The sequence below is a fragment of the Microbulbifer pacificus genome (genome assembly GCF_002959965.1).
In the GTDB taxonomy this organism is placed as follows: Bacteria; Pseudomonadota; Gammaproteobacteria; order Pseudomonadales; family Cellvibrionaceae; genus Microbulbifer; species Microbulbifer pacificus_A.
Map to the genome: position 1 here is coordinate 326,579 of NZ_PREV01000026.1, position 18,712 is coordinate 345,290.

Here is an 18,712-nt window from a genome sequence, read left to right on the forward strand (position 1 = left end):
GCAGCCCTGTTGGTCAGGGGCAGGAGTTTACCTTTTCTTCACCACCCGCAACATTGGCTCATCGGAGCGGAAAATCAGCCCGTGAATTTCCGTGGTGTTCTGCCCCTGCAGCAGTTGCTGCAGAAACTGGACAATCTGCGCGGAAATTTCCTGCCCCGGTACCAACACCGGAATGCCCGGCGGATAGGGCACGATTTCGTCGGCACAGGTACGCCCCACCAGCTTTTTCTCGGCCGCCACGCCATTGTCCATCAGCGGAAGCTCTTCGGTATCGGCAAAGTAGGCATCCGCCGGCAGGCAGTTCAGATGGGTGAATTCCGGCAACTGGCGCGAGGCGCTGATATGGCTGCGTCGGCGCGGGCTGCGCGCCAGTTCCTTCAGTGCGTGTACCAGACGCAACAGCTTGCTCTCGGTACTGCCGAGGGTCACCAGCACGGTGACGGTGTTGTAGGTGGTTTTTTCCACCTGAATGCCAAACTGGTCGAACAGTTTTACCTGGATTTCCTTGCCGGAATACCCGCTGTCGCTCACGTCGATGGTGACCTTGGTGGGATCGAGGCGGATGTTGTCATTGGCGAGCGGCGCGGGGATCAGATCTTCGCGGGTGAGCGCGCGGAACACGCCGGTGGCATCCACTTCCCGGCGCAGGGTTTCCACCATCTGCAGGCAGTGGCGCAGGCGGCCGTAGCCTTCCATCACCATCTGTTTGCGGGCCACATCCAGGCTCGCAATCATGGAGTACTGCGGGCTGGTGGAGGCGTACATATTCAGGTTTTCACGGAAGCGGAATTCGTCGAAGTCCGGGTCCTGCACATGGATCATGCTGGCCTGGGAAAAGGCCGACAGCATTTTGTGAGTGCTCTGGGTAACGTAGTCCGCACCGCACTCCAGCGCCGTGGGCCGCAGCTCGGTGTGAAAATAACCGTGCGCGTACCAGGCCTCGTCTATCAGCACCTTCACACCGCGCTCATGGGCGTAGTCGATGATGGGTTTCAGATCGTAACGCAGGCCGTCGTAGGTGCAGGAGGTGATGACCAGCAGTCCCGCATCCGGGTGTTCGTCCAGTGCCGCTTCGATATCCGCACGGCACACCGGGCCGTAGATACCGAACTGTGGGTGCAGGGTGGACTTCAGATACACCGGTTCTACCCGGTTCATGACGATGGCGTGGTGCACCGACTTGTGACACGCCTGATCGACGATGATCTTGCCACCGCCACCGAGAATCTGCTGGATCACCACTTTATTGGCGGTGGAGGTGCCATTGGTGAGAAAGAAGGTGTGCTCCGCGCCAAATGCCTGTGCGGCGAGATCCTGCGCCTCCTGAATCACCGAGTGTGGCTCCAGCAGGCTGTCCAGTACCTGTACCGACACCGAGAGATCGGTATTGAACACATGCTCGCCCATGAAGCGGTAGAAATCCCCTACCCACGGGCTGTTGCGCAGACTGTCGCCGCCGGAATGGCCGGGGGTGTGCCAGGCGTCGCGGGCGGAAAACACGTATTCCTTGAGGGTGTCGGCAAAGGGGGTGGACGCGCGGCGGGCGATGAACGCCTGTACCAGGCGGAACATATGATTGAAGTTGCATTCGCGACGGTCGAACAGCTCGTCGAAGCGCTTGCGCACCGACGCTGGGGCCCCGCCCTGGTCGCTAAGAAAGGAATCATGCGCCACCAGGAACACATTCAGCTGGGCTCGCAGGTTGTGCAGGTGGTCCGCCAGTTGTTCTGCGGCTTTCAGCTCATCATGGCTGCTGCCAGCGTCGATGATCAGCGCCTGCAAGTTGTCCTGCGAGACCAGGAAGGTCTCCAGCGCGCCGAGCGTCACGGCTTCGAAACGCAGTCCGAGGGGGTTTTCGTGTTGCGCGGCAGTGGCATTGAGCGCACTTACCCAGTTGCAACTGAGATCGCGATCACTGCTGACCAGTGCCACTCGACACTCCAGTGGCTGGCGTTGCTCGCTCAGGTTGCCCAGATCAGGCATCGTCACTTCCAGATCCATATCGTTTCTTCTTATCTTTCAGCATAGAAGCTGGATACGAAAGGAGGGAATATGCGCAACAGGACGCCGACCGAGATCTCACCCGCCTTTCCACCAAACCCGCACCATATCGGATTTGTGATCACAAATACAGCGCCAGTCAAAATTTTGCGCTGCGGACCTCACCGTTGAAGTGAAGGCAGTCCTTCACCCGCACATGCTGCACCGGCGTCAAGTCGGTCAATGGAAAATACTCATAGGCGGAGTGTTCAGAAGACAGGCGAATCTCGCCATTGCCCTTGAAGTGGGCGCGGAAAATGAAGACGTGGGAATTGTAGACGCGGTGGTAATAGACGCCACTCAAGTAGTCGATGACGATGTCCCGCCCCAGCTCCTCGCGACACTCCCGGTGCAATGCCTCGTGAATGGTTTCGCCGAGATCCAGCGCGCCGCCGGGCAGGCCCCAGGACTTGTCCGCATAGGTGGCGCGCAACTGCAGCACCTCGCCCACTTCGTTGGTAATCACCGCGTGGGCGCTCAGTTTGTAGGTGTCGTCAAATCCCATCCTTGGACCTTGTAGATACTTTTGTTACGCACCCCTGGGAATCGTCGCGAACGGATGGCCACCAGACGCGCAGGAGATTCTTAGAAGTGCCATTCAGCTTCCGGTGCCCCGGGCCAGCTCGAATCCGATACCCAGGGTCTGCACCGATTCATCGTAGTCGATCAGGCTCTCACCGTACCCGTTGAAATACTTCACGTAACCGCGCACCCGCCGTCCCATGGGGAAGCTCCAGCGCAATTCACCCGCGCCCTTATTGTCCGAGCGCAGGTTGTTGCGCAGCATCAGTGATACCGCGTGTTGCCCCAGCTCCACGCCACCAGTGAGCTCGAAGTGCCCCAGGTAATATTCGAGATCCGGGTTGTCGTCGTCTTCACGTTTTTCCGGTATCCGGTACCAGGGTTTGAAGGCGAGAAAGTAATTGTCTTTTTCAAACACAAAGTTGGCGTAAATCCGGTTCCAGCTGCGGGAAAAAGGCTCGCTGCGCCCATTGGACTGGTGATTGATGGCCAGCTGGTTGGCCACATTCTGGAAACCGAGCACGGTCCAGTCGTTCAGCCAGGTCATGATCAGTTCCGGCTCGTGGTTGGTTTCGCGAAATGGCGCCGAATCGTCGGAGTTGTAGGCCTGCCAGAAGGAGCGGTTGGTGTAGGCGACACTCATGAATGAGGCCTTGCCGAGGAAGCCCCGCCACACCGGTACCTGCACCGAGAGCTGGAACTGCACTTCCATGGAATCCAGGTCAATGAGCTCCCCGTTCTGCATCACCCCTTCGAGCCCCGCTTTGTTGGGATGCGGATTGTAGGTGGCCGGCAGCAGATAGTTGACCTTGTGGGAGGCCAGGGTGAACGGGTTTTCCGCAGCATCGCGAATCGCCTTGGCGCGCTTGCTGAGCAGTACCTCGCCCTCCGAGGGCGGTTCCGCTTCCGGCACTGTGGCGAAGATTGGGGTCTCCGCCTGTGGGTTGTCGCGGATTACCGCGAGTTTGCAGCGGATGCGCATTTCTTCCAGGGTAATGTTGGCCGGTGCCGTGAGCAGTTGCTCGCGCAAACAGTTCTGTTGGCGCTTCTCGTCACTCTGCAGGGAGTCGTCCATTTGCAGCAGCTCGATTTCCTCGTCCGCCCCGGCATCCGGTGGGGCCACCTCTTCCGTACCACGCCCTGCGTCCGGGTCCAGTTCCTCGCGCAGAGGCTCGACATCCGGGGCGACCGCCTGAGACAGAAGCGGCAGGCCACACGCCAGTGACAGCGCAATCATTTTAAGGGGGTTCAGAAAACGCGGACTCAGAGGGAAATAGCGACGGGATACGGACAAAACAGGCGCTCCGGAACAGATGCAGGGCGCCAGTGTACACGGTTTATCAGGCGGCGTTGTGCGATGGGTCAGATCCTGTTCACCACCGACATCAGCACAGGGAAATCAGCTCAGGGGACCACTCCAGATCGCGCAGACGTACCTGCCACAGGCGCCCGGTACTGCTCGGCCAGTCGTAGCCCACCAACAGGCCGCGCCGGTCCACGAAACAGTGCGCATCGCGCTCCGCCTCGTCACCGAGATAGGAGAACACACGGATATCCGGCCCGAGATCATGTACGCCCTGGATATTGGCATCACCGGGCAGAATCTCCGCACGGCGGTGGTTCACCCGCGGCGCCAGCAATTTACCGCGCTGGGATGGGTCTACGATGTCCGGTGCCACGACCTCGACGCCGAACTCCATGTCGCACAGACGCAGCAGCAGCGGCCCCATAAAAATCCGCATCAGCGGAAACAGGAGCCGGTTATCACCGTCAAGAAGACTCTGCTGAAGTCCATTGGGGCCGGCCCACTCCGCCGCAATGGGATCCCCCATAGCGGGCGCCCGCCCATCCGCGGGGGCGAGGCGGTAGTGGGCATTCACCTCACCCATCTCGTCTTTCCAAACCACTCGGCACTCGGTGACCAGGCCCGCGGCCATCAGGGCCTGGACTTCCATCCCATGCCCCTGATCGCCCACCAGCCGGCGGCTGACCAGCATCAGGCCACCCTGCTCATCGCGCCCCAGCTGCCAATCATCCTGTACCGGCATGGTTCTGCCGTCACAGCTGTATTGGTAGCGGCCCTGCGCCAGGTTAGCAGTCATTCGCATAAGATCTTCGTCCGTGATTTCTCTTGATGCTGACAGTGATTTGGTGGGTACAAACGCACAAAATTGATGCATGGTTTAATTGCGCTCTTGCCTGCAAAAAGTATTGCACAGGCGCGCGGATTTGCTGCGAATTTATGACGTTTGCGGGAATTTTTTGTTAGGTGAAAAACTATGGTAAGTGGTCACTCCTGCCCTGCACCTTCCAATGCCTGCTTACTGCAAAATGCCCGCAGAGAGCAGTTTGGGGCATAATCCCCAAATTATTTACTAAAGGTGCATTACACCGGACCTCATCAAGGAGAAAGGCCCGCATGCTCGAATGGCTCAATACACATATCGCCTACTGGCATTGGCTCGTTCTCGGGCTTTTACTGATCACCGCGGAAATATTTGTTTCCGGTTTCATCCTGTTCTGGTTCGGGCTCGCGGCGCTCGCCATGGGCGTGTTGCTGATGCTGGTGGGCATCCCGATTACCGGGCAGTTGCTGTTATGGGCGGCAATGTCGGTCGCGCTGGTTTTTCTGTGGCTGAAATTCATCAAGCCCAACTGGAAAGACCGCACCACATCCGGCATGGCGATGGAGGCGCTTACCGGTCAGGTGGGATCGGTGATCGAATCCAATATCGGCCGCCCGCGCGGCCGCCTGCGCTTCCCGGCCCCCATTCTCGGTGAGGACGAGTGGCAGTTCATGAGCACCAGCGAGGTTGCGATCGGCGAGCGTGTAAAAGTGCTCAACATTTCCGGCAACACTCTGGTGGTCAGCCCGCTCTGATTGCCCGGGCAATCATTTGTTTACACAACGACTGAAAGAACGACTTAGAAATAACGATTTAGAAGTAACGATCAATTCAAAACTGAATTCGGGGGAAATAGAACGTGGAAGGATTATCTGTAGTAGCGGCGCTCGTGGTTCTGGTCATCATCACCATCGGTATGGGTGTGCGCATTGTGCCCCAGGGCTCCAAACATATCGTGCAGCGGCTGGGTAAATACCACAGCACCCTGAACCCGGGCATGAACATCATCATCCCCTACGTAGACCAGGTACCCTACAAAGTGACCACCAAGGATATCGTGCTGGATATTCCATCGCAGGAAGTGATTACCGAAGATAACGCAACCATCATTGCCAACGCGGTGGCGTACATCAACATCGTGTCGCCGGAGAAGGCGGTGTACGGGGTGGAGGATTACGAGATCGCGATCCAGAACCTGGTGCAGACCGCACTGCGTTCCATCGTGGGTGAGATGTCGCTGGACTCGGCGCTGTCTTCCCGCGACATGATCAAGGCCAAATTGAAGGAAGCCATCTCAGACGATATTGCGGACTGGGGTATCAACCTGAAGACGGTGGAGATTCAGGACATCAACCCCTCAGCAACCATGCAGAAAGCAATGGAGGAACAGGCCGCGGCGGAGCGTCAGCGCCGCGCCACGGTGACTCGCGCGGAAGGTGAAAAGCAGGCGGCCATTCTGGAAGCAGACGGCCGCCTGGAGGCGTCAAAACGGGATGCCCAGGCGCAGATTGTTCTGGCCGATGCCAGCCGCGAGGCCATCGAACGCGTGACCCGCGCCATCAGCGACAAGGAACTGCCGGTGATGTACCTGCTGGGCGAGCGCTACATCGGTGCACTGGAAAATCTCTCCTCCTCCGACAACGCCAAGAACATCATCTTCCCGGCAGATCTGCCCAATGCAGTCAAAGGTCTGCTGAATCGCTGAATTTTTCGGGTATTTCGAAGAAGCACCGGTGGCGGTGGCGCTACCGGGTTAAGCCTTGGGGGACACGAGCTAGGCGCCCCCCCTCAACCCATCCATGGGGGCGCGGCAAAAACGTGCCCAGCCACTTCAGCGCGGCGCCTTCGGCCCTGTTTTTGAAGGTCTCCCAAGGCTTAACCCGGTTCGACACCTTCGCATCACGCACTTTGCCCTGCTTCGAACTTCAGAGATAGCGCTGCCAGAATTCCGCCTGCCCATACTCCTCATCCAGTGCATAGGGCCTGAAACCGCATTTGCGGTAGGCGGCACGGGCGGGGTGATTTTTTTCCAACACTTCCAGAGTGATCTTCGCGCAGCCGCGTTCGCGGGCTTCCTGCGCCACCTTTTCCAGCATCAGGGTACACACGCCCTGCCCCCGCGCGGCCTCACTCACCACCACATCGTGAATATTCACCAGCGGTTTGCACAGAAAGGTGGAAAACCCCATAAAACAGTTCGTCAGCCCAAGGGGTTCTTCACCACGATAGGCGATGATCGAAAACGCACCGGGAAAGGCGGCGAGCCGATCGATCAGTTCACGCCGGCAGATATCCGGCAGCGGCTCACCGCCACCATAAGGGTCACGCGCATAGTCATCCAACAGGCACAGCAGATCCGCCGCCTGTTTCCGGTCGCGGTAGTCCACCAACACTACGTCCATCTTTGCCTCTTCCACTGCCGTCAATACTCGCCCTGCCATCGGTCCCATCCGGTTTTTCACTCTTGTTCACCCGTCTGACGCTTGGCCTCCGCCCTTGCAGCGATGTCGCACTGGGCGCGGAAGAAGCGTCGGTAGTTACGCACACGGGCACGTTGCGCCAACAACCAGCGTACCTTCTTGCGCCGACGTGCAAGGGTTGCATTGTGTTTGTTCAAACGGCGCGGGCGGCGAATCACAGTATTGCGAAGACCCATCAGGCCTCTCCTCTTCACTGGCGACGGGGTTGGCTGGCGAACATCCGGCGACGCCGCAGGTTAGCAGATGTACCCGTGGTGTTCGATACGGGATCGGTTATGTCTCTCACTCGCTGCAGCGCCGCATTGGCGCGCCCCGACAAAAACGCTATCCTGCGCGGTCAATGCACAGGACGGAATGATTGCCTTGTCACAGCTACACGATCTGATCCAGAAAAACCGCGAGTGGTCCGAAGCTACCCGCCGGGAAAAACCCGATTTCTTCCTCAAACTCTCCGAACAGCAGTCCCCGGAATATCTGTGGATTGGCTGCGCGGACAGCCGCGTGCCCGCCAATCAGATCGTCGACCTGTTGCCCGGTGAACTCTTTGTACACCGCAACGTGGCCAATGTGGTGGTGCCCTCGGACCTGAACTGTCTGTCAGTGGTGCAGTACGCGGTGGAAGTGCTCAAGGTCAAACACATCATGGTGGTGGGCCACTACGGTTGTGGCGGTGTGCGCGCGGCACTGGAAGACACCCGCCTGGGGCTGATCGAGAGCTGGCTGCGCCATATCAAGGACGTGCGGGACAAACACCACACCCTGATCGAACTCTTCCCGGAAGAGGATCGGGTGGATCTGTTGTGTGAGCTTAACGTGCTGGAGCAGGTGATCCACGTGTGCCAGACCGCCCCGGTGCGCGACGCCTGGGAGCGAGGCCAGGATCTCACCGTACACGGCTGGTGCTATGGTCTGTCCAATGGCCTGGTCAACGATCTGCAGATCACCGTGGAAAACACCGCGCAGATACACGATACCTACCACCGCGCGCTTACCAGTCTCGCCCAGCGCACCAAGGACTGACCGCCTGGCTCCCGCGCATTTGACGTGCGGCTACCGATACGAAGTAGCCGCAAGTTAACTTTCCCCCGGTTTTTCCCTACACTCCCGGCCTCGAGAATTTCACACTTGGCGGGCTGTTGAAAAGCAGCCTGTCAACCGGACCGCGGATGGCCCGGCCGCAAATCTGGCACGCAAGGGCTTGATTTGTTGTGGAGGGTTTGCGGACATGCGCCGCAAACCCGGGTTGAAGTAGGCCGGGATGGCCTTTTTCAACAACCTGCCTAGAAGATAAAAGTGGTATCAGGGGTACTCATGTCCGATTTTCGCGTTTGGGAATGCCAGATTTGTGGCTGGATTTACGACGAGGCCAAGGGCTCGCCGGATGACGGTATTCCCCCGGGCACCCGCTGGGAAGACGTGCCGGACGACTGGTGCTGCCCCGAGTGCGGCGCAACCAAAGACGAATTCCTGATGCTGGCGGTTGTCGGCGACGCCCCGAAGGCTGCCTCCATACCCGCCGCTGCTGCAAGCACTCCCGCAGCCGATGCCAAGCCGCAGGCAGCCGCCGGCCGTATCTGGGAGTGCATGGTGTGCGGCTGGGTGTACGACGAGGCCAAGGGCGCTCCGGAAGAAGGTATTCCCGCCGGCACCCGTTGGGAGGATATCCCCGACGACTGGACCTGCCCGGAATGCGGCGTGGGAAAGGAAGATTTCGACATGGTGCTGGTGAGCCAGCCCGAAGCCGCGCTGCCGCCACCTCCGGCGGCGCCGCGTCTGGACCATATTGATCCCCTGGTCATCATCGGTACCGGCCTCGCCGGCTATCACCTGGCGAAGGAATTCCGCAAGCTGGATCAGCGCACACCGCTGCTGCTGATCAGCGCTGACGACGGCACCTTTTATTCCAAACCACTGCTGTCCGCGTCTCTCGCCCACGGCAAGACCCCGGCGCAACTGGCCACAGCCAGCGCCGGGGATATGGCGCGGGAGCTGAACGCAGAAATTCTGGTGCATACCCACGTGACCGATGTGGACCGGGAGTCCCGCTTGCTGACCCTGGTGTCCGACAACGGCCGCCTCCACTCGGCGTTGCGCTACAGCCGCCTGGTGTTTGCCACCGGTGCCAGCTGCACACCGCTGCCCGCCATTGAAGGCGACGGCCTGTCGCGCCTGTTCCGGGTCAACAGCCTGGAGGACTACCACCGCTTCCGCACCGCGCTGGTCAACCGCAAACGGGTACTGCTGATTGGTGCCGGCCTGATCGGCTGCGAATTTGCCAATGATCTGGTGCAGGCGGGTTTCGCCGTGGATCTGGTGGACCTGCAACCCTGGCCACTCGCCAGCCTGTTACCGGAGGCCGCCGGCCGCGATATCCAGCAGACTCTGGAAGCTGCCGGAGTGAACTTCCACTTTGGCGCGGGCGTCACCTCCATTGCGCGCCGCGCCGATGGTATCTGCGCGCAGCTGGCGGATGGCCGCAGTATTGAGGCGGATATCGCGCTTGCCGCCCTGGGCCTCACTCCGAACACCGGGCTCGCGGAGAAGGCGGGCATCCCGATCAATCGCGGTATCGTCACCGACCGTGAACTGCGCACCAGCGATACCAACGTCTTTGCCCTTGGTGACTGCGCGGAAGTCGATGGCCACAGCCTCTACTTTGTCACCCCTCTCACCCAGAGTGCCCGCGCCCTGGCCCAGACCCTGACCGGCACCCCCACACCGGTGCGCTACGGCAGCCTGCCGGTAGCCGTCAAAACCACCCTGCGTCCAACCGTCGTGTGCCCACCGCAGAGGGGGGGCCATGGCGAATGGCAAGTCACGGCAACCCCGGAAGGCGTGCGTGCGGAGTTCATCGACGACGCCGGCAAGCTGCTGGGCTTTGCCCTCACCGGCAGCGCCATCGCCGACCGCGACACCCTCAGCAAGCGCTGTGCGCCACTGATGGACTGAAGACCGGGCGGTCGTTTCAGCTGCCTGCCGCGCTGCTCTCCGCCTTACAACCGGCGCCGCCAAAGAAAATCACGCAGAGCGGCCATTTTTCCCGTAAAATGGCCGCCAGCACAAAAATTGAACAACTTTTGAACGATATATGACGGCACCCAGTAACTCCGCAGCCCAAGCCAGCATCAGCAGCACTGGCAGTTCCGAGCAGTCCCCGGCGGAGCGCGGCCGCGCGCTGCGCGACACTCTGGGCCAGTTCGCCACCGGTGTTACCGTCGTCACCACCCTCGATACCAGTGGCCAACCGGTGGGCATGACCGTCAACAGTTTCAATTCCGTCTCTCTCGACCCGGCACTGATTCTGTGGAGCATTGACCGCGGCTCTCTGGGCTACGCCGCCTTCACCCAGTGCGAGCGCTTTGTGGTGCATGTACTGAAGGGCGATCAGCAGCACGTCTCCAACCTGTTCGCCGGTCGTGGCGCGGACAAGTTCGGACAGGTGAAGTGGCACTCCGGTCCGGGCAATATCCCGCAACTGGACGACTGTGCCGCCCTGTTCCACTGTCGCCGCGCACAGAACATCGACGGCGGCGACCACACCATTCTGCTCGGCGAAGTGCTGGAGTTCTCCGCCAGCGGCGGTGAACCCCTGATCTTCCACCGCGGCCGCTACCGGGCACTGGCCGGCGAGTAAACCCGAATATTTGACGGGGGCTTGGTGCCCCCGTCATATCACCGTCATACTTCAGGTACATCCTTTGGAGGCCTCCGCAACCGTGGACGTCGAAATGTACAGTACCGACACCCTTTTCTGCTTTGCCCACCGCGGTTATCCCAAGCGGGCCACGGAAAACACCCTACAGGCCATCACCCACGCACTGGAATTCGATATCGACGGCGTCGAGATCGATGTGTGGAATGTGGGCGGGGAGCTGATGGTCAAACACGACCGGCGCCTGGGGCGTCTGCTGGCGGGCCACGAGCTGCTTTCCGATGTGGCTCCCGCGGTGTTGCGTCAGATGTTGCTGCCCGGTGGTGAGCAGGTACCCACACTGCGGGAAGTACTGGAGCTCATCGGCAACCATGTGCAGCTCAATATCGAGCTCAAGGGCCCTGACTGCGCGGCGCTGGCTGCGAAAGAGCTGGAAGCGTATATCCGCGACAGCGGTGCCAGTTACGAGCAATACATTCTCTCGTCCTTCGATCACCGCCAGATTTACGAATGTCTGCAGCGGATTCCACAGGTGCGCCGAGGTGTCCTGATCGACGGTGTCCCCCTGGATCTCGCCGCCTGCACCGAACCGCTGGAAGCCTACTCCCAGCATCTGAGCCTGGATTTTGTGTGCGAGGAAATGGTGGCCGACGGGCGCCGGCGCGGCCTTAAAAGCTACGTCTACACCGTCAATAACCCCCACGACCTGCATCTCGTGGCCGCGATGGGCGTCGACGGTGTATTTACCGATGAGCCGCAACTGGTGATGGATTACAACACCGCCAAAGCGGCCGAGAAGATCGCGCGGCAGGTTGATCAGTTCGGCGACCTGAATCAGACCCGTTGAGATCTCGAATCCGCATCGGCGGGTGCTTTGGTCAATGAGTCCAAAGCACCCCCGAGCTCACGCCTTCTTCACGCCCTGCTCGACCCGATCTCCCAGATCTTTGTCCACCTTGCGCCAGTAGTCGAACGCGCGTTTCAGGACTTCATCGGAAACGCCCGCTTTCAGGTGCCCCACGATATTGGAAACCAGGCGCTCCCGCGCCGCATCCTCCATCACGTCCCGAACCAGTGTCCCCGGCTGGACAAAGTCGTCGTCTTCCGCGTGCGGCGTGTAAGCCGCGTGCATAAACTCGCCACTGGCCTCCCATTTCTCCAGGTAGGTGTGATTGGCACTGGGGCCGCCCTTGGTGTTGGGGGCGTAAACCGGGTCGGATACATTATCCACCCGCATGGCGCCGTCCTTGCTGTAGCTGTGCACCGGACACTTGGGGCGGTTCACCGGGATCTGCTTGTAATTCACACCAATGCGCGCGCGGTGGGCATCGGCATAGGAAAATACCCGCCCCTGCAGCATCTTGTCCGGACTGAGACCAATACCCGGCACCACATTGTTCGGCTCGAACGCCGCCTGCTCGATCTCGGTATGGAAGTCCGTGGGGTTGCGATCCAGCACCAGCTTGCCCACCTCCTGCAGCGGGTAGTCCCCGTGCGGCCATACCTTGGTCAGATCAAACGGGTTGAAACGGTAATTTTTCGCCTCCTCGAACGGCATGATCTGCATCTTCAGGGTCCAGCTCGGGTGATCACCTTTGGCGATGGTATCGAACAGGTCCCGACGGTGGGCGTCTGCATCCATCCCGGCCAGTCTGTCCGCCTCTTCCTGGGTCAGGCACTCGATGCCCTGATCCGTCTTGAAGTGATACTTCACCCAGAAGCGCTCGCCCTTGGCGTTGACCCACAGGTAGGTGTGGGAAGAGAAGCCGTCCATATGGCGGTAGGTTTTGGGGATACCGCGATCGCCCATCAGCCAGGTAACCTGGTGCGCCGACTCCGGCGACAAGGTCCAGAAATCCCACTGCATATCGTGGTCCCGCAGGCCGGAATCCGCACGACGTTTCTGCGAACGGATAAAGTGCTGGAACTTCATCGGGTCGCGGATAAAGAACACCGGTGTGTTGTTGCCCACCAGATCGTAGTTACCCTCGCTGGTGTAGAACTTGAGAGCGAAACCGCGCGGATCGCGCCAGGTATCCGGGCTGCCCTTCTCACCGGCCACAGTGGAAAAGCGGATCAGCACGTCTGTCTTTGTACCGGGCTGGAACACCGCGGCGCGGGTATACGCACTCACATCGTGGGTCACCTTGAAGTAGCCGAAGGCACCGGAGCCCTTGGCATGGGGCTGTCGCTCGGGAATGTGCTCGCGATTGAAATTCGCCATCTGCTCGATCAGGTAGTGGTCCTGCAGCAGGATCGGACCATCGGCACCCACCGTCAGGGAAAATTCATCACTGGCAACGGGAATGCCGGCGTCGGTTGTGGTGCGATTGGACCTGCCGTCTGGCTTGTCTTTGCTCATGCGGATTTTTCCTCCGTTTCTGAATCCTTTTTGCCACTTTGCGCGGATACGCCGCCCGCAGATGCAGGCTGAAACAGAGAAAAACATAGTGCACAACCGGGCAATGCGGATGAAATCCAGAGTGGCCTGCCGGTAAACTTGCGTCATAGTCATCTGCCGGAGTTCTCATGAACCGTTCAACAGCACCTGCCGCCATCCGCCTCACCCAGTACAGCCACGGTGCCGGCTGCGGCTGCAAGATTTCCCCGGCAGTGCTCGACCGGATTCTCGCCGGCAGCGGCTCCCAGGTTGGAGACCCCAGACTGTGGGTGGGCAATACCAGTCGCGACGACGCCGCAGTTTATGGCCTGGACGATGAGCGGGGCATCGTGTCCACCACGGATTTCTTTATGCCGATCGTCGACGACCCATTCGATTTCGGCCGCATCGCCGCCACCAATGCCATCAGTGATATTTATGCCATGGGCGCCGATCCGCTGATGGCCATCGCCATTCTCGGCTGGCCGGTGAATGTGCTGCCGCCGGAAGTGGCGCGGGAGGTCATACGCGGCGGCCGGGCGGTGTGTGACGCGGCCGGGATTCCGCTGGCAGGAGGCCATTCCATTGACGCCCCCGAGCCCATCTTCGGCCTCGCCGTGACCGGCGTCGTGGACAGATGTCGGTTGAAACGCAACGACACGGCCACTGAAGGCTGCCGGCTTTACCTCACCAAGCCGCTGGGTATCGGTGTGCTCACCACCGCGGAAAAGCAGGGCAGGTTGAGAGCGGAAGATGTAGGCGTCGCCCGCGACCTGATGTGCACCCTGAATCGTCCCGGCAGCCGCTTTGCGCGCATCCAAGGGGTCACGGCCATGACCGACGTTACCGGCTTCGGCCTGCTGGGGCATCTTGTGGAAATGGCGGATGGCAGCGGGCTTACTGCGAACCTGGACTTCGACACGGTGCCGCGCATTGCGGGTGTCGAACACTATCTGCAACAGGGCTGCGTCCCCGGGGGTACCGGGCGCAATTTCGACAGCTACGGACACCGGGTGCAGCTGGCAGACGAGAATCAGAAGTTACTGCTCGCGGACCCGCAGACCAGTGGAGGCCTGCTGGTGGCGGTTACCGAAGACGGAGAGCAGGAGTTTCTGGCCGCGGCCACTGAATTTGGCCTGACGCTTACGCCAATAGGAACGCTGGTTGCCAGGCACAAAAGTGAAGCGCCAGCGGTGATCGTGGCATGAGCGAACACGCTTCCAGACCGGACAGCGCAGACTACCGGGAAATTTTTCTGAATGACCTGCCCCTGATCGACACCCGCGCACCGGTGGAATTTCTCAAGGGTTCTTTCCCCTCCGCGGTCAATCTGCCACTGATGACCGACAGCGAGCGCCAGAAAGTGGGCACCTGTTACAAGCAGCAGGGGCAGCAGGCGGCCATTGCCCTGGGCCACCAGCTGGTGGGTGGCAAAGTAAAAGAAACCCGTGTGGCCGCCTGGGCGGAATTTGCCCGTACGCACCCCAGTGGCTACCTGTTCTGTTTTCGCGGTGGCCTGCGCTCCCAGATCAGCCAGCAGTGGCTGCGAGACGCCGGTATTCCCTACCCGCGTATTACCGGCGGCTACAAAGCCATGCGCCAGTTCCTGCTGGAGGAAATCGAAAGTGCCGCACGCGATTGCCGGTTTACCCTCGTGGGAGGAATGACCGGCACCGGCAAAACCGAAGTGCTCGCACAACTGCATAACGCCATAGACCTCGAGGGCCACGCCAATCATCGCGGCTCAAGCTTTGGTAAAAAAGCTTCTCCGCAGCCACCGCAGATCGGTTTTGAAAATACGCTCGCCATCGACTTGCTCAAACAACGCCACAGGGGTAATCACCGGTTAGTACTGGAGGATGAAAGCCGTCTGATCGGCCGTTGCTCGGTGCCTGTATCTCTGTACCGAGCAATGCAGACAAGTCCGCTGGTGTGGCTGGAAGACAGCCGCGAAAGCCGGGTGACGCGGATTCTGAAAGATTACGTGATCGACCTCTGCGCAGATTTCGAAAATACGTTCGGGCGCGAAATCGGCCGGCAAAAATTCGCCGAAGCATTGCGCAGTAATCTCGCCAACATTACCCGACGCCTGGGCGGCGAACGCTATCGGCAACTTGATGCCGTCATGCACGCCGCGTTGTCCCGGCAGTTGCACGACGGCAGCGTCGATCGGCACCGCGAGTGGATCGCAACCCTGTTACATGACTACTACGACCCCATGTACGACTACCAGTTGGAGAAGAAGGACCGTCGTATTTTGTTCCGGGGAAACCAGCAGGAAGTGGTGGCTTTTCTGCGGGAACGTTGCAGAATCTGAAGCCGGTAACAACACCGTGTTAAAAAGAGCAAGTTTATGCCCCCGGTAACCCGAGCCTGGCTCAACGAGTTCTACGCGAACGAGTCCCGCCGTGTGCTCGCCACCCTGATCCGACTGCTCGGCGATTTCGACCTGGCGGAGGAGGCGCTGCACGAAGCCTTTACCGCCGCCCTCACCCAGTGGCCAACCGATGGCGTACCGGAAAACCCCCGCGCCTGGCTGGTATCTACCGGACGCTTCAAGGCTATCGACCAGATTCGCCGCAAGGCGCGTTTTAATGTGTCGTATGAAGATATCGCCGAACAACTGGAATCAGAGCTGACAACGGAGGAGATAGAAGAGCAGGAAATTGAAGACGACCGCCTGCGGCTGATCTTTACCTGCTGTCATCCAGCCATCGCGCCGGAGGCGCAGCTGGCCCTGACCCTGCGGGAAGTGTGCGGTCTGACTACAGAAGAAATCGCCAGCGCCTTTCTCACTTCCACACCCACCCTGGCCCAGCGTATCGTGCGCGCAAAAGCGAAAATCCGCGATGCGGGAATTCCCTACGAAGTGCCCGGACCGGAACAGTTACCCGAGCGGCTGCAGTCCGTCCTGCACGCGATCTACCTGATCTTTAACGAAGGCTATTCGGCGTCCAGTGGCGACCGCCTGCTTCGGCACGATCTGGCAACCGAAGCCATTCGTCTCGCGCGGTTACTGTGCCAGCTGCTGCCGGAACCGGAAGCCGAAGGCCTGCTGGCATTGCTGCTCCTGCAGGACTCCCGCCGTGCCGCCCGTATTTCCACCGAGGGCGATCTGATCCTGCTGGAACAGCAGGATCGCGCCCTGTGGGACCAGCAACAGATTCGCGAGGGCATCGGCCTGGTACTGCGCGCATTGGGCAGTCGTCGCTTTGGAAGCTACTCCCTGCAAGCGGCCATCGCCGCCGTCCATGCCGAAGCTCCCTCCATGGAGGCAACAGACTGGCCACAGATCGTCGGGCTTTACGACGCTCTGCTCGAACGGAATCCATCGCCAGTGGTTGAGCTCAATCGCGCTGTCGCCGTGGCCATGCGCGATGACGCCGAGCAGGGACTGTATCTGATCGACGCCCTGCTTGCCCGCGGTGCGCTCAGCGACTACCACCTGGCACACGCCGCCCGCGCTGACCTGTGCCGGCGCCTCGGACGTGTGGACGAGGCGCGCGTCGCCTACCAGCGTGCCTTGGAGTTGACACAACAGGGGCCCGAGCAACGTTACCTTACCCACCGCCTGGCGGAGCTGGACACATATTGAGCCTGCGATGAAATCAATATTTTGGGGTGCTCCTGTCGAATTCGAGCACCGCGGTTCGACCAGTGTTAGAACCACCGGCAAACATGCGGAAACCTAAACAGAACACAAGGAGCTTTGTATGAAGTATCTGGCACTGGTCTATTACGACGAGAAAGTCATGGAGCGTATGTCCCAACAGGAGTGGGATTCACTGAATCGCGAATGTATGGAGTGTGTGGCCAACCTCAGCGCCAACGGCCACTTCATTACCGGCAGCCCTTTACTGCCCACCAGTACCGCGACCACAGTGCGCGTGCGGGACAATCGCGTTACCACCACAGATGGCCCCTTTGCCGAGACCAAGGAACAACTCGCGGGTTTCTACATGCTTGAGGCCCGGGATCTCAACGAGGCCATTGCCCTGGCGGGCAAAATCCCGCCGGCGCGTTACGGCTCGGTAGAAGTCCGTCCCGCACGTGAGCTACAGGAAGAAGGTAATCAGGCGGGTGGCAATGCAGGCTGAATGAGTACGCGCTGCTAACACAGAACAGTGACGGTGATTGGCGGCCGCGCCGGAGCATGGGCTCCGGCGCAACACTAAACCCACAGATAGTAGAGCCCGGCCAGACCGCCAATAAAAAAGATAAATCCCGAGGCATACCCCGCGGCTGGTCGGTAGTTCCCACTGTGCCAGCGCGGGTTGGCCATCAGAGCACCGACCAGAACGGCCATCCCCAACAGGAAAGAAGCCAGCAGCTTTCCCAGCAGAATGAGAAAACTCACAGATTCCTCAGCGCGTTGCGGGCCTGGCGGTTGGCCTTTTCCATAAGCCTAACCAGTACCATTCTGATCAGGGAACGGGTAATCGCTTCCCGGCTGGCTTCTACCTTCATACCGAATGCATGCAGTAATTTGCGGATCAGTAACTCGACCCAGAGACTGATGTGCTCGGCGAGGTGGAGCCCTTTCTCCAGAATAATAGCGAGTTTGTCTGCGACCGTAAGAACGCCCACAAATGTCGTCTGCAACGAATACGCCACGCTCATGATGAGCTTTTTCAATACGTAACGCAGCGCCGCCTCTGCCCAGTGCCAGAAAGCGGGGCTGTCTGCACTAACCCAGCTTTTCGATTTGAGCCAGTCTTCCACCGCGGACTCAATGAGATACGGTTGATCCGGCACATCCCCCACCTGCTCCCAGGATTTGTTTTTCACGGAGGCAATATATTTCCCCATCTTGTGCGCGGCACCCGTTAGCGCAAGTTCTGACGAATGAATAAAGTAACCAGACGAACCGTAGGGAGCCTGCATAAAAGGATACATTGCGAGCATCGGCACCGGATCTGTCTTGTGGTACACGCGATACATATTCTCCCGCCCAATGGAAACCGTCGTCCGGTTTACGAACCAGTCGGTACCGACACGCGGCGCCCCAAAGGTATATAGGCGTACCGGGTGCGATGTATTTTTCGATATCCAGTCCGCCGCCAGTGAGGCCACCGCACCGCCAAGGCTATGTCCGATACAATGCACCGGGCCGGCAATATTTGCTCCTGCGAGAAAATCACGGATATCCGGGAGCATGCTGTTGAATGTGTGGTTAAAACCGATATGGACAGGCAGGCCCGTTTTGGAGATGGTAATACCGATGCGTGCGTCGGTTACAAAATCAGCCCTATTATTGGCTTCAGTCGTTCCACGAAATATGAGAAATGCGTGCCCCTGGTAATCACCTCCACCTTGCGCACATATCCCGAACCCATCTTTGGCAGCCCGAAGTAACCGACCACCTACCGACGCAGTGAGAACACTGGGTTTGACCTTTTGAGAAAATGCTGAAGCAGACAGGAAAATCTTCAATGCTACAGGATCATTTTTATTGACCGAGTAAACCCCTTCGGCGAGATCAGCTGAGAGAATTGGCGAAACTTCCATTTAA

The 18,712-nt window shown here is 59.6% G+C and carries 19 protein-coding genes; 10 read left to right on the plus strand and 9 right to left on the minus strand.

The window, feature by feature from the left end; genetic code table 11:
* Positions 1-27 precede the first annotated feature (27 nt).
* From C3938_RS01930 to C3938_RS01945, 4 genes are all read right to left on the minus strand, one after another.
* Complete coding sequence (locus tag C3938_RS01930) at positions 28-2,001, minus strand: aminotransferase class I/II-fold pyridoxal phosphate-dependent enzyme (RefSeq protein WP_105101588.1); 1,974 nt, start codon at positions 1,999-2,001, stop codon at positions 28-30.
* 139 nt (positions 2,002-2,140) lie between these two features.
* Positions 2,141-2,545, minus strand: coding sequence for an NUDIX hydrolase (locus C3938_RS01935; RefSeq protein WP_105101589.1), 405 nt, complete (start codon positions 2,543-2,545; stop codon positions 2,141-2,143).
* A 93-nt stretch (positions 2,546-2,638) separates the two neighbouring features.
* Positions 2,639-3,856 (minus strand): phospholipase A, encoded by a 1,218-nt coding sequence (locus tag C3938_RS01940; protein ID WP_233998599.1) that lies wholly within the window; start codon positions 3,854-3,856, stop codon positions 2,639-2,641.
* 91 nt (positions 3,857-3,947) lie between these two features.
* Complete coding sequence (locus tag C3938_RS01945; RefSeq protein WP_233998601.1) at positions 3,948-4,670, minus strand: hypothetical protein; 723 nt, start codon at positions 4,668-4,670, stop codon at positions 3,948-3,950.
* A gap of 311 nt (positions 4,671-4,981) precedes the next feature.
* Here C3938_RS01945 and C3938_RS01950 point away from each other — a divergent pair, with 311 nt between their 5' ends.
* Entirely contained in the window at positions 4,982-5,443 is a 462-nt protein-coding gene (locus C3938_RS01950; protein ID WP_105101590.1) for an NfeD family protein, read from the plus strand.
* Positions 5,444-5,547: 104 nt separating this feature from the next.
* Entirely contained in the window at positions 5,548-6,393 is an 846-nt protein-coding gene (locus C3938_RS01955; protein ID WP_105101591.1) for an SPFH domain-containing protein, read from the plus strand.
* 220 nt (positions 6,394-6,613) lie between these two features.
* On the opposite strand, the gene C3938_RS01960 is transcribed toward C3938_RS01955, so the two are convergent.
* Together C3938_RS01960 and C3938_RS17730 are read right to left on the minus strand one after the other, a co-directional pair.
* The gene (locus tag C3938_RS01960) at positions 6,614-7,090 is read right to left on the minus strand and encodes a GNAT family N-acetyltransferase (protein ID WP_233998603.1); all 477 of its coding nucleotides are present in this window, start codon (positions 7,088-7,090) and stop codon (positions 6,614-6,616) included.
* A 56-nt stretch (positions 7,091-7,146) separates the two neighbouring features.
* Entirely contained in the window at positions 7,147-7,344 is a 198-nt protein-coding gene (locus C3938_RS17730) for a hypothetical protein (protein WP_158681521.1), read from the minus strand.
* A gap of 187 nt (positions 7,345-7,531) precedes the next feature.
* On the opposite strand from C3938_RS17730, the gene can reads away from it, so the two are divergent.
* The 4 genes from can (at position 7,532) to C3938_RS01980 (ending at position 11,667) form a co-directional block, all read left to right on the plus strand.
* The gene (gene can / locus C3938_RS01965; RefSeq protein WP_199775468.1) at positions 7,532-8,188 is read left to right on the plus strand and encodes a carbonate dehydratase; all 657 of its coding nucleotides are present in this window, start codon (positions 7,532-7,534) and stop codon (positions 8,186-8,188) included.
* Between the two features lie 291 nt (positions 8,189-8,479).
* Positions 8,480-10,117: an FAD-dependent oxidoreductase gene (locus C3938_RS01970; protein ID WP_105101593.1), complete on the plus strand. Its 1,638-nt coding sequence runs from the start codon at positions 8,480-8,482 to the stop codon at positions 10,115-10,117.
* Positions 10,118-10,256: 139 nt separating this feature from the next.
* Positions 10,257-10,802 (plus strand): flavin reductase family protein, encoded by a 546-nt coding sequence (locus tag C3938_RS01975; protein WP_105101594.1) that lies wholly within the window; start codon positions 10,257-10,259, stop codon positions 10,800-10,802.
* A gap of 82 nt (positions 10,803-10,884) precedes the next feature.
* On the plus strand, positions 10,885-11,667 hold the full coding sequence (locus C3938_RS01980) for a glycerophosphodiester phosphodiesterase (RefSeq protein WP_105103166.1): 783 nt from the start codon (positions 10,885-10,887) through the stop codon (positions 11,665-11,667).
* A 57-nt stretch (positions 11,668-11,724) separates the two neighbouring features.
* On the opposite strand, the gene C3938_RS01985 is transcribed toward C3938_RS01980, so the two are convergent.
* Positions 11,725-13,182: a catalase gene (locus C3938_RS01985; protein WP_105101595.1), complete on the minus strand. Its 1,458-nt coding sequence runs from the start codon at positions 13,180-13,182 to the stop codon at positions 11,725-11,727.
* Between the two features lie 167 nt (positions 13,183-13,349).
* On the opposite strand from C3938_RS01985, the gene selD reads away from it, so the two are divergent.
* From selD to C3938_RS02005, 4 genes are all read left to right on the plus strand, one after another.
* Positions 13,350-14,408, plus strand: coding sequence for a selenide, water dikinase SelD (selD, locus tag C3938_RS01990; protein WP_105101596.1), 1,059 nt, complete (start codon positions 13,350-13,352; stop codon positions 14,406-14,408).
* Positions 14,405-15,517: a tRNA 2-selenouridine(34) synthase MnmH gene (gene mnmH / locus C3938_RS01995; protein ID WP_105101597.1), complete on the plus strand. Its 1,113-nt coding sequence runs from the start codon at positions 14,405-14,407 to the stop codon at positions 15,515-15,517. The genes selD and mnmH overlap by 4 nt, the downstream gene beginning before the upstream one ends.
* A 36-nt stretch (positions 15,518-15,553) precedes the next feature.
* On the plus strand, positions 15,554-16,795 hold the full coding sequence (locus tag C3938_RS02000) for an RNA polymerase sigma factor (protein WP_105101598.1): 1,242 nt from the start codon (positions 15,554-15,556) through the stop codon (positions 16,793-16,795).
* 118 nt (positions 16,796-16,913) lie between these two features.
* Complete coding sequence (locus C3938_RS02005; RefSeq protein WP_105101599.1) at positions 16,914-17,297, plus strand: YciI family protein; 384 nt, start codon at positions 16,914-16,916, stop codon at positions 17,295-17,297.
* Positions 17,298-17,371: 74 nt separating this feature from the next.
* Here C3938_RS02005 and C3938_RS02010 read toward each other — a convergent pair whose 3' ends face one another.
* Together C3938_RS02010 and C3938_RS02015 are read right to left on the minus strand one after the other, a co-directional pair.
* On the minus strand, positions 17,372-17,557 hold the full coding sequence (locus C3938_RS02010) for a hypothetical protein (RefSeq protein ID WP_105101600.1): 186 nt from the start codon (positions 17,555-17,557) through the stop codon (positions 17,372-17,374).
* Positions 17,554-18,708 (minus strand): lipase family protein, encoded by a 1,155-nt coding sequence (locus C3938_RS02015; protein ID WP_105101601.1) that lies wholly within the window; start codon positions 18,706-18,708, stop codon positions 17,554-17,556. The genes C3938_RS02010 and C3938_RS02015 overlap by 4 nt, the downstream gene beginning before the upstream one ends.
* Between the last annotated feature and the right edge of the window lie 4 nt (positions 18,709-18,712).